Origin of the sequence: Steroidobacter flavus, assembly GCF_042651805.1 — a bacterium.
GTDB lineage: Bacteria > Pseudomonadota > Gammaproteobacteria > Steroidobacterales > Steroidobacteraceae > Steroidobacter > Steroidobacter flavus.
The window spans coordinates 717,862-729,745 of the sequence record NZ_JBHSDU010000014.1 but is presented as its reverse complement, the minus strand read 5'-3'; the positions used below and the strand labels follow the sequence as shown (position 1 = coordinate 729,745).

Here is an 11,884-nt window from a genome sequence, read left to right as displayed (position 1 = left end):
CAGCTCCTGGCGGCGACTGACAGGTCTAGGATTGACGGCGGCAATCAGCGTGGTCGTGGCTGCTCCGGCGCGGGCTGAGCAGCGCGTTTTCGATTTGCCGGCGCAGGAGGCGACCACCGGCATTCCGGCGTTCGCACAGCAAGCGGGCATTCAGATCCTGGTATCGGAGTCCGCGGCCCGCAATCGTCGGACTGCGGAGGTCGTCGGCGAGTTTTCGATACAAGCGGCGCTCGAGCGGCTGCTGTCCGGTTCCGGCCTGAATGTTTTATTTCAGGATGCGCACACGATCGTGCTGGCGCCGGAGGTTCGTGGGACTGCATCCTCGACCGAGCTCGAGGAGATCGTCGTCACCGCGTTTCGACGCGATGAATTGCTTCAGGAAGTGCCGGCCGCCGTTAGCGTCTTGCGTCGCTCGAATCTCAAGGCGAAGGGCGCGCAGGACTATCGCGATTACTTGACGACGATTCCTGGAGTGAACTTCACACAGAGCGCGTCGAGCGCGATGCGCGTGACTATTCGCGGCGTGTCCGATGGTATCGGCGGCACCGATCCGCTGACCGGGATCTACATCGACGAAACGCCCATTACCGAGAGCTTCACGGCGACGCTTGACCCGAGCATCTATGATGTTGACCGGATCGAGGTGCTGAAGGGACCGCAAGGCACGCTGTACGGATCGGGCTCGATGGGCGGCACCGTGCGGGTGATCACCAATAAACCGAAGCTCGATGCATTAGAAGCATCGGTGCATGGCCGGTTCGGTACTGTCGCGCACGGCGATCAGAACCGCCGGGTCGATGGCGTGCTCAATGTGCCGTTGACGGCGCGCTCCATGGCGCTGCGCGTGTCGGCGGGTCATCGCGAAGATGCCGGCTGGATCGACGACGTGGCTCGACATGAAAAGGATGGCAACACGGTCGACAAGAGCGACGCGCACGCTCAGTGGTTGTTGCGTCCCGGCGAGGCGACCTCGATCCTCGTGAGTTTCCTATATCAAAAGGAGCGGGCGGGCTTACCCTTCTTCCATGACTTCGCACTGCCGGAACATCAAACGGCACGTGCGTTCCGGCAGAGCAGTGAATCGCAGGCGAGGCTGTCGAGCATCACGCTCGAGCAGATTTGGGATGAATGGTCGCTGACCTCCGCGAGCGGCTATCTGCACAAGGAGGGCACCAACACGAGCGATACCACCAATGCCGTTCGCCCCTTGCTGAGCGACCTCGCGAACGTGGACCTGGGGCCCACCGAAGGCACTGGTTTGCGCACCGACTCGAGCCTGACCTCGTTTACTCAAGAAGTGCGCCTGGCCTCGCGAGGCGAGCATCGGGTCGACTGGGTGGCGGGCGTCTTCTACTCGAACAACACCAGCGATTTTCCTCAGACGTTCGATTTCTCTCAGGCCCCCTCGACAAACGGCGTGACGAGCGGAGCCGAGTTCTATTCGTCGGCGCAGAGATACCGAGCGCGTCAGATTGCGACGTTTGGCGAGGCAACTTGGAACGTCACCGAGCAGCTGTCGCTCACGGGCGGCTTGCGGGCGTTCGATGTCGATCAACGCAACGTACTCAGCGGCAGCGGCACCCTCAACGGCGGTGCGACCGTCTGGCAACAGCAAGCCTCGAACTCCTCGACGATCCAGAAATATCTATTGAAGTACCAGCCCCGGCCGGATCGCATGATCTACGCGCAGGCGGGGCAGGGGTATCGCAACGGCGGTCCGACGGGCGGCTTCCCGCATACAGCTTGTGCTGCCGATCTGGCCGCGATCGGGTTCGCTACCGTGCCCTCGCAGTTCGGGCCTGACACGTTGTGGAATTATGAGATCGGCTCCAAGAACACCTTGCTCGAGGGGCGAATGGCGCTGAATGGCGCGGCGTTCTACATCGACTGGAGCGATATTCAGAATGCGATCAGCCTGCCTTGCGGCTTCGGCTTTACCACCAATGCCGGCCGCGCAGCGAGCAAGGGCGCGGAACTGGAAACCTCGCTGACACCGGTTCGCGGTCTTACGCTGACGGCGGGCGTCTCCTATGTGGACGCGACATTGACCCGCGCGGCGATCGGTGTTCCCGCGCGCGATGGCGATCCGTTGCCGCTGACGGCGAAGTGGTCCGCCAACGTGAGTGCCGAGTATGAGCGCCACCTTGGGCGCAACGTGCAGGGTTTCGTGCGCGGTGAGCTCAATTATGTCGGCGAGCGCTGGAATATGTTCCGAAGCAACACTGCGCGTGCCCGATTGCTGGACGACTACGCCACCGTGAGCATGCGTGTCGGACTCACATCGGGCGCATGGAGCGCCGCGCTGTTTGCGAACAATCTGACCGATGAGCGCATCGTCAGCTTCACGCCAGGCACCAACTACGAGATCGTGGGCTCGCCGCGCGTGGTTGGCGTCGATGTGACCTACGACTTCTAGCCGCCCAGAAAAATTTCTCGTTCGTCCCGCGGATATGGATCCGCCGTTCGTCGTCCAGAGTGGGGAACAACATCTGGCACGGGGACAGAGAATGCAAACTGCTCAGCTTTTTAGAATCGTGGCACTCTCCGGCGCGGTGCTCGCACCGGCTGCGGTGTTTGCTCAGGAATCGGCGGTCGTCGAGGAAATCGTCGTCACCGCGCTGCGTAGAGAGGAGTCGTTGCAGGAAGCGCCGGCGGCCATCAGTGTGCTGGATTCGGCGGCGCTACAAGCCAAAGGGGCGCAGGATTATCGCGATTACCTGACATCGGTTCCCGGCGTGAACTTCGCTCAGAGCGGTGCGGGCGCGATGCGCGTCACGATTCGCGGTGTCTCCGATGGCATCGGCGGCTCAGATCCGTTGACAGGCATCTACATCGACGAAACCCCCATCACCGAAAGCTTCACCGCGACGCTCGATCCGAGCATCTATGACGTAGAGCGCGTCGAAGTGTTGAAAGGCCCGCAGGGCACGCTCTATGGCTCGGGCTCCATGGGCGGCACGGTGCGAGTGATCACCAAGAAACCGAAGCTCGATGAGTTCGAGGGATCGGTGCAGGCGCGGGTCGGCAGCGTCGCGCACAGTTCGGATTTGAACAGCCGCGTCGATGGCGTGATCAATCTTCCTTTGGTCGACGAGCGCATGGCGCTGCGAGTGTCGGCGGGCTATCGCGAGGACGCTGGCTGGATCGACGACGTCACCCGCAATGAGAAGGATGGCAACACCGTCGAGAAAACCAACGCACGGGCGCAGCTGCTTCTGCAGCCGGGCGAGGGCACCTCGATCATTTTCGGTCTGCTCTACCAGAAGGAAGAGCTCGGGCTGCCGTTCTTCGAAGACTTCGCGCTGCAGGACTATCAGACCGGTCGGGTGTTTCGTCAGAGCGGCGAGTCCGAAGCCAAGCTGTCGAGCGTGACGATTCAGCATGACTGGGACTGGATGTCACTGACTTCCGCGACCAATTACTTGCGCAAGGACGGCACCACTACGGCCGATACCACCAACTCGGTTCGCACGCTGCTGAGCCGGCTGGCGAATGTGAACATCGGGCCCACTGAAGGCACCGGTGTGCGCAGCGATTCGGATCTGAGCCTGTTTACCCAGGAAGTGCGACTCGCTTCGAAAGGTGAGAATCGCGTGGACTGGGTTGCCGGCGTGTTCTACTCGAACAACACCAGCGAATTTCCGCAGGTGTTCGACTTCACTCAAGCACCGTCGACCAATGGCGTGACCACCGGCGCGGCGTTCTATACGTCGGAGCAGGAGTACAGCACGCGGCAGATCGCGGCCTTCGGCGAGCTCACATTGAATCTCACCGATGCGCTGTCGCTCACTGCCGGCTTGCGCGCGTTCGATGTCGACCAGCGCAACGTGCTCACCGGCAGCGGTATTCTCAACGGCGGCTCGACGGTGTCACAGCAGGAGGCGTCGAGCTCGTCGACGATCCAGAAGTATCTGATGAAGTATCAAGTCACGCCCGACCACATGATTTACGCCCAGGCCGGGCAGGGCTATCGAAATGGCGGTCCTACGGGCGGGTTCCCGCACGCGGCGTGTGCGGCGGATCTGGCGGCCGTGGGATTCAATTCTGTGCCGACGCAGTACGGCCCGGACAAGTTGTGGAACTACGAGGTCGGCTCGAAGAACACGTTGTTCGGCGGCAGCATGACGTTGAACGGCTCGGCCTTTTATATCGACTGGACCGATCTGCAAAGCTCGATCAGCCTGACCTGCGGGTTCGGCTTCACGGCGAACTCGGGCAAAGCGGTGAGTCAGGGCGCCGAGTTGGAAACATCGTTCACGCCAGTCGACGGGTTGATGTTCACGGCGGGCGTGTCTTATGTCGATGCGACGCTGGAGGAAGCCGCTGCCGGCACGCCGGCGCGTGACGACGATCCGTTGCCATTGACGGCCGAGTGGTCTGGAAACATCAGCGCTCAATACCAGCGTGAGTTGACCGGCAGCCTGGCCGGATTCGTTCGCGGTGAAGCCAACTATGTGGGCGAGCGGTGGAGCACTTTCCGTAGTATCGGCGCGCGTGCTCGTCTGCTGGATGCGTATACGACGTTCAATTTGCGGGCGGGTGTTTCATCGGGTCCGTGGCGCGCCTCATTGTTTGCGAACAATCTCACCGACGAGCGCATCGTCACGTTCACGCCCGGCACCATCTACGAGGTGGTCAGTCTGCCCCGGGTGATCGGGTTGGATCTGACGTTCGACTTCTAACGTCCGCACCCGAATTTATCTTCGCCGTCAGCCCGGCAGCAATGCCGGGCTTCCCGAGAGGTATCATCTTGAAGACAGCCGCGCTCGCTACAACGCTCGCATTGTCGATCGCCACCGCCGTTGCCTCAGAGAATTCGATCAAGGCACCGGCTCGATCGTTGACTCCGCCCGCGAGCGTGACGTCGCCGAGTCTGCCCGGCGCCGCGCCCGTGCCGCTGGCTGACCTGTTCGACGCGGCCGCGAGCAACAACGCCGTGTGGTCGGCGGACGGGCGTTCCGTCATCTACAGCAGCAATCAGACCGGTCGAATGAATTTGTGGAGCGTGCCCGTCGACGGCGGTCCCGCGAAGCAGCTGAATAGCTCTGAGCGTCGTCAGCAGTCGAGGTCGGTGACGCCGGATGGCAAGTGGGTGATCTTTCAATCCGATGAGGGCGGGCGCGAGATCTACGATCTCTACGCGCTGCCCGCCACGGGAGGCGAGCCGGTCAATCTCACCGCGAGCGACGATATCAACGAGGCGCTGCCCATCGTTTCGTTCGACAGCAAGCTGATGGCTTATTCCGCTCGCCGCAAGAGCGAGTCCTCGGACAACGTGGCAGTGATGGACCTTGCCACGCGTAAGTTGCGCTATCTCACAGACGAGAAGACGTCTGGCGTGCAATGGATTGTCGCTGCGTTCACGGGTGACGGTCGCACCTTGCTGGCGAACCGGTACGATTACAGCTTGACCTTCGGCGAGGTCTACAAGATCGATGTCGCGTCGGGTGCGGCCACGAGATTGTCGCCCGAAGGCACATACGCGCACGCGAGCGACATTTCCGCGGACGGTCGCTATGTGGCGCTATCCATCGAAACGGCCGACGGTCGTCGCAGAGCCGCGGTTCTGGAAGTGGCCACCGGCAAACAAACATTCGTCTCATCGAGCGACTGGGAACAACGCACGGCCGATCTCTCTCCGGACGGGCGCACGTTGCTGGTCGTCAGCAATGTCGATGGGCGCGAGGAGTTGATGACCTACGACCTGGTCAGCCGCAAAGCTTCGCCGCTGCCGGTGCCGGTCGGCGTCAATACCAGCGGTTTTTACATCCTGACGTTGCCGCAGTTCTCGCCGGACGGGCGAAGCATCCTGCTTTCTCATACCTCGGGCTCGGCGCCGCTGGAGTATTGGGTTTACGACATTGCGCGGGGCGAGTCCCGTCAAGTCACGAAGCTCGCCAGCATGGACCCGCGTCATTTGCCCAAGACGCAGTTGGTCCATTACCGAAGCAAGGACGGTCTGGTCATCAGCGCATTCCTCTGGATGCCCTACAACCTCGAGCGCAATGGCAAGGCTCCGGCCATTCTTTATCCTCACGGCGGCCCAACGTCGCAGACGTACGATCAGTTCGATCGCAAGGCCGCCGCGTTGGCTTCGCGTGGCTACGTGGTGCTGGCGCCGAACTTCAGAGGGTCCTCCGGTTACGGCAAGGAATTTCTCGACGCGAATCGTCACGATCTCGGCGGCGGCGATCTGCAGGATGTCGTTGCCGGCGCAAAGTTCTTGATCGATACCGGCTACGTCGATGCAAGCAAGGTGGGCATCAACGGCGGCTCTTATGGTGGCTACATGACGATCATGGCGCTCGCCAAGACGCCCGAAGTCTGGGCCGCCGGTGTCGAGGAGTTCGGCATCGTCAATTGGAACACGATGTGGGAGCACGGCGCGCCTCAGAACCGTCGCTATCAGTCCGGCCTCATCGGCGATCCGGTGCAGAACAAAGATGTGTATGAGCGGGTGAACCCGACTACCTACTTGCATCAGCTGCGTGCGCCATTGCTGGTGCTACAGGGAGTGAACGACCCGCGTGTGCCCAAGCTCGAGGCCGAGCAGCTCGTCGAGTTCATCAAGAAGAATGGCCGGGTCGGCGAGGGACATTTCTACGCGGACGAAGGGCACGGGTACTCCAAACGCGAGAATCAGATCGACTCGCTGGAGCGGGTGATCGCTTGGTTCGATCGTTATCTGAAGGGCAAGTGATGTCACGTCGATCGATCGCGGCGGCTGCGCTGGCGTGGGTGTTGTTGGGTACGGTGCAAAGCAGCTCCGGTGCGGAACCGGCGGTAACGAAGCCAGATGTTTCCGAGCTGCCGCCGCTGCCTGCCGATGCCACGATCGAACAGAGCATCCAGGTCGAAGGGCGCAAGCTCACCTACTCGATCACAGTGGGCGCGCTACCGCTCAGGGGCGATGACGGTCGCAAGACGGGCGAGGTGGTGCTGACCGCATACGTGCTCAAAGGCGCGGATCGCGGTCGCCGACCGGTGACGTTTGCGTTCAACGGTGGCCCGGGCGCGTCGTCGGCGTACCTGGCGCTGGGCGCGATCGGCCCGAAGCAAGTGCAGTTCGGCGGTGCCGGCGACAGTCCTTCGGATCCGCTCGAGTTTCGTGACAACGCGGGCACGTGGCTCGATTTCACCGACCTGGTGTTCATCGATCCCATCGGCACGGGCTACTCGCGTTCGCTGTTGCCCGCGGACGTCGCCGACAAGACATTTTTCAGCCTCGACGGTGACGTGGCCTACTTGTCGCGAATCATCTATGACTGGCTTGCGAAACACGGCCGTTTTACTTCGCGGACCTATCTGGTCGGTGAGAGCTTCGGCGGCTGGCGAGCACCGGCGATTGCCCAGGTGTTGCAGACCCGGATGGGCGTGGGCGTGTCGGGCATCGTGATGATCTCTCCCTATCTCACTTACAACGATCGCGACGTCTCGCCGCTCGGCTGGGCGGCGATGCTGCCGTCGATGGCGGCTGCGCATTATGAGAAAGAAGGTCGACGCCCGGACGCGGTGTCGATGAGCGAGGTTGAAAACTACGCGCGCGGCGAATATGTGGTCGACTTTCTGAAAGGAGTCCGCGACCCGAGTGCACTGGATCGACTCGTGACGAACGTTACACGCTTCACTGGCCTCGATGCGGACGAGGTAAGGCGCAAGGGCGGTCGTATCGAAGGCGGATTCTTCGTGCGTAGTCTGCATCGAGAAGCAGGTCAGGTGGGCAGCTACTACGATCCCAATGTCACCGGCTTCGATCCGTATCCACTGGCGTCCGAGTCACGCGCTCCGGATCCAATTCTTGCGGGGACGCACGCGCCGTTGACAGCGGCCATGTCCGATCTCGTAACCCGACAAGTTGGTTGGAAGGTGGACGGCCACTATGAAGTGCTGAACTACGAGGTGAATCGCCGGTGGGAGAAGCGTTGGTCGGTCGCTGCCGATACCTTCGGCAAGGTCCGGGAGGTGCTGGCGGTGGATTCAAAGGCGAAAGTGCTGGTCGCGCACGGCTACAGCGACCTTGCCTGCCCGTACTTTCGCTCGGTCATGATGCTGGCACAGCTGCCGGCACTGGGCGCGGACGACCGTGTGCGACTGACTGTCTATCCCGGCGGGCATATGTTCTATTCACGCGCGGAGAGTCAGGCAGCGTTCCGGCGCGATGTACGAATTTTGTATGGATCGATCTGACCTTTGAATTGTTCCCGGCCGGACCGGTTGTTACCGTCGGCGGATGAAATGCGCAAGGATCGGTCGCTTCCTCTGGCTATCGTTATTGGTGGTCGTTACCACGGGCCAGGCAGAGCCGACGAAGGTCCTCGCGCTGAGCGCGACCGGCGAGGACGGCGAAGCGCCCGTCTACTGGGATTTCCGCATCGATCAAGGCCGCGGCGCGGGCCAGTGGCAGCGAATACCGGTCCCCTCGAACTGGGAGCAGCAGGGCTTCGGGACCTATCTTTACGGCATGCAGGTTCGTCGCAAGCCGGACGACGACCCCGCCATTCCCAAGGAGCGGGGCGAGTATCGACGCGAATTCATCGTGCCTGGCGACTGGCGCAATCGACAAGTGCGCATCGTGTTCGAAGGAGCGATGACGGACACCGCCGTGCGGATCAACGGTCAGAGCGCCGGTCCGGTCCATCAAGGCGGGTTCTATCGATTCGAGTATGACATCACATCGTTGATCCGCTTCGATCAGCCGAATCTGCTCGAGGTGCAGGTCGACAAGGAATCGACCAATGCCAGCGTCAATCGGGCGGAGCGACGCGGCGACTACTGGACGTTCGGTGGTATTTATCGACCCGTCTGGCTCGAAGCGCGACCGGCCCGACACATCGAATGGCTGGCAGTCGACGCGCGTGCCGATGGATCGCTCTACGCGCAAGTCCATCTGGGGGGCGCTCCATCCGAGTCCGAACATCTCGAAGGACGTGTCATCGACGCCGCGGGGCGGGCAGTCAGCAACTGGCGTCGAATCGACGTTCCGCTGCATGGACCGGCGATCCTGCGAGAGCAAATCTCCAAGCCGCTCGTGTGGAGTGCAGAGACGCCCAACTTATATCGTCTGCAGGTGCGTCTCGATGGTGGCGAGGGCGGGCATGAGCTCGAGACGCGCTTCGGCTTCCGCACGTTCGAAGTGAGGCCGAGAGATGGCTTGTATCTCAATGGCAGGAAGATCGTGTTGAAGGGCGTAAATCGACACAGCTTCAACCCGGACACCGGCCGCACCCTGACCCGGCAGAACAGCGTGAGCGATGTCCGGGCGATGAAAGCCGCGAACATGAATGCCGTGCGCATGTCGCACTATCCACCCGATCCGCACTTTCTCGAAGTGGCCGACGAGCTGGGGATGTATGTGTTGAATGAGCTTGCGGGGTGGCAGGGCGCCTACGACACGCCGACAGGCACGCGTCTCATCGGCCAGATCGTGCGGCGGGATGTGAATCATCCGAGCATTCTGTTCTGGGACAACGGGAACGAAGGCGGCTGGAATCGGGAGGTGGATGGCGAGTTCGATCGCTGGGATCCGCAGCGCCGGCCGGTGTTGCATCCGTGGGCCATTCATAGCGGTATCAACACCGATCACTATGAAAACTACGACAGCACCGTGAAGCTGAGCGCGGGCCCGGACATTTTCATGCCGACTGAGTTCTTGCATGGCCTCTACGACGGCGGCGCGGGCGCCGGCCTGTATGACTATTGGAAGGTCATGTCGTCGAGCCCGACCGTGGGCGGCGGTTTTATCTGGGCATGGGCCGACGAGGGTGTTCGACGCACCGATCAAGGCGGTCGCATCGACAATCGGGATGACTTCGCACCGGATGGCATCGTCGGGCCGCACGGAGAGAAGGAAGGCAGCTACTTCACCATCAAAGAACTGTGGTCGCCGGTGCAGATCGAAGACCTGGCGCTCACGCCGAAGGGATTGAGCATGCGAGTGAGCAATCGCTACTCGTTCACCAATCTGCGTGAGACCCGGGTGGAATGGCAGTTCGTCAAGCTGCCGAGCGCATCGAATCCGACCGGCCATCGCGAGGTGGTGCTCTCAGGTCAACTAAAAGGGCCCGAGCTCGAGGCCGGCGCGGAGAAGCTCTGGGAAGTGCCGATCAAGCTGAAAGGGCGCAAGGACTTTGATGTCGCTCAGCTCTCAGTGGTCGATGCCAATGGGCAGCAACTATGGACCTGGTCCGTCCCGAACCAGCGTGCCACTTCGCCGCCTGCGAATGAAACAACCTTCCCGCCGGCAACCGTCGAAGGCGGCGCTGATCGGGTCAGCGTGCACGTGGCAATGTTCGAGCTGGGCTTTTCTCGCAGCACCGGGCGGCTCACGGATGTCAGCAAAGAGGGGCGCACGTATCCGCTGCGTAATGGTCCGCAACCGGTCGCCTATCGTCGCGAGGGCAAGAAGTTCGTTCCTATCGCACCGGAGTCGCGGCTGTTAGAGCTGAAGACGGAAGGGCTCGAGCCCGGAGAGATCGCCCGGGCAAAGTACGATGGAATATTGCGCCAGGTTGTATGGTCGCGCGTGGGCGATGCAATCGCCGTCGATTACGAAGTGGCCTGTGAGTGCACGACGACTTTGTTCGGTGTGAGCTTCGACGTGCCTGAAGCTTCGGTGCGGAACAAGCGCTGGGTGGGCAATGGGCCGTACCGCGTCTGGCAGAATCGATTGCAGGGCGGCGTTTGGGATCTGCACGAGGTGTCGTACAACAACGCGGTTCCAGGCGAGAGCTATCAATACCCGGAGTTCTCCGGTTACTTTTCCAACTGGCAGTGGCTCGCGCTGGAAACGGATTCCGGCACTATCACTGTCGAGAATGCCAGCGACATTCCGTATTTCGGTTTGTTTCGTCCGCCCGGCGGCGTGCGTCCGATTCTCGAGCTTCCCGATGTGGGGCTGTCGCTGCTGTCCGTGATCCCTGCAATGGGGTCCAAGTTCGGTGCGCCCGAGCTCTTTGGCCCCCAGTCTCAGCCCCGAACACTCAGGGGCTCGCACCAAGGACGCGTTCTGCTCCGCTTGCAGTAGCTGTTATCGACGCGTCTTCTTCGGCGCAGGCTTCGCCTCAGCGGGCGTTGGTGTTGCGCGCGGCAAGCGTGGAGGGCGCTGCGGACCTGCGGGTGTTGGTTCGGCGGTCGGTGATGAAGTAGCTGCCAGTGCTCGGAATCCAGCAGAGAAGAGCGTGAGCAGCCGTTCGTACAATTCATCGATCTGCGTGGAATCGCATTGACCTTCGGAGAGCCGTTCGACGCGTCCGGTCTGGGCCAGCGACAGGGTAATTGCGCCGGAAAAGAAATGATTGGCCCAGTGCAGGTCGCGCGCCGAACATCCCGGCAAGGCTTCCTGCATGGCCGCGACGAATTGCCGGATGAAAGGATCGAAGTGCTGGGTCATGAGGGAGGACCACTCGGGCGAGTTGTTCACTTCCGCGACCAGCGCGAAGTAATGTCGCCAGCCCGGGTTGTTTTCTTTCAAGCGCCGCGTGAGCGGAGTGACATAGGCTTCCAGCAGCGCTTCCGGCGTCGGCGGTAGCGGCCAGAAGCGGCGGCGCGCTTCTTCGAGCTGTTCCAGGCGATCGGCGTTCACGCTTTGCGCGCGTCGATCGAACACCGCGGCAATCAACTCCTGTTTCGAGCCGAAGTGATAATTGATCATGCTCACGTCGACGCCGGCGGCCTGCGTGATATCTCGCACCGACACCCCGTAGAAGCCGCGCTGAGCAAACAGCGCCTCGGCGTGATCGAGCAGATGCTCGCGAGTGTCGCGGGGCGCCTTGCCGCTGCGCGCACCGCTCTTCTTCTTTCGTCCGACTGCCATCCTCGCACTAACCCTCGAATCCACGGAAAGAGGGGATTGTCCGCCCATCGGCCTGTGCCGGCAAGAAAGTGC

General features: G+C 61.8%; 6 protein-coding genes. 5 read left to right on the top strand and 1 reads right to left on the bottom strand.

Features of this window, described 5'->3' with window-relative positions; all coding sequences use genetic code 11:
* Positions 1-31 precede the first annotated feature (31 nt).
* From ACFPN2_RS25790 to ACFPN2_RS25770, 5 genes are all read left to right on the top strand, one after another.
* Positions 32-2,416, top strand: coding sequence for a TonB-dependent receptor (locus ACFPN2_RS25790; RefSeq protein ID WP_380601985.1), 2,385 nt, complete (start codon positions 32-34; stop codon positions 2,414-2,416).
* A gap of 91 nt (positions 2,417-2,507) precedes the next feature.
* Entirely contained in the window at positions 2,508-4,682 is a 2,175-nt protein-coding gene (locus ACFPN2_RS25785) for a TonB-dependent receptor (RefSeq protein ID WP_380601983.1), read from the top strand.
* A 68-nt stretch (positions 4,683-4,750) separates the two neighbouring features.
* A complete protein-coding gene (locus ACFPN2_RS25780) occupies positions 4,751-6,700 on the top strand; it encodes a S9 family peptidase (RefSeq protein ID WP_380601981.1) in 1,950 nt (649 codons plus the stop codon).
* The gene (locus tag ACFPN2_RS25775; protein ID WP_380601979.1) at positions 6,700-8,187 is read left to right on the top strand and encodes a S10 family peptidase; all 1,488 of its coding nucleotides are present in this window, start codon (positions 6,700-6,702) and stop codon (positions 8,185-8,187) included. Before ACFPN2_RS25780 ends, ACFPN2_RS25775 begins: the two co-directional genes overlap by 1 nt.
* 43 nt (positions 8,188-8,230) lie before the next feature.
* Positions 8,231-11,023, top strand: a complete 2,793-nt coding sequence (locus ACFPN2_RS25770) for a glycoside hydrolase family 2 protein (protein ID WP_380601977.1) — start codon at positions 8,231-8,233, stop codon at positions 11,021-11,023.
* 3 nt (positions 11,024-11,026) lie between these two features.
* Here the strand turns inward: ACFPN2_RS25770 and ACFPN2_RS25765 are convergent, their stop codons facing one another.
* On the bottom strand, positions 11,027-11,812 hold the full coding sequence (locus ACFPN2_RS25765; protein ID WP_380601975.1) for a TetR/AcrR family transcriptional regulator: 786 nt from the start codon (positions 11,810-11,812) through the stop codon (positions 11,027-11,029).
* Positions 11,813-11,884: the final 72 nt, after the last annotated feature.

Coding starts and splice junctions, on each gene's coding strand:
- ACFPN2_RS25785 (WP_380601983.1), top strand. CDS start 2,508: ATGCAAACTGCTCAGCTTTTTAGAATCGTGGCACTCTCCGGCGCGGTG.
- ACFPN2_RS25775 (WP_380601979.1), top strand. CDS start 6,700: ATGTCACGTCGATCGATCGCGGCGGCTGCGCTGGCGTGGGTGTTGTTG.
- ACFPN2_RS25770 (WP_380601977.1), top strand. CDS start 8,231: ATGAAATGCGCAAGGATCGGTCGCTTCCTCTGGCTATCGTTATTGGTG.
- ACFPN2_RS25765 (WP_380601975.1), bottom strand. CDS start 11,812: ATGGCAGTCGGACGAAAGAAGAAGAGCGGTGCGCGCAGCGGCAAGGCG.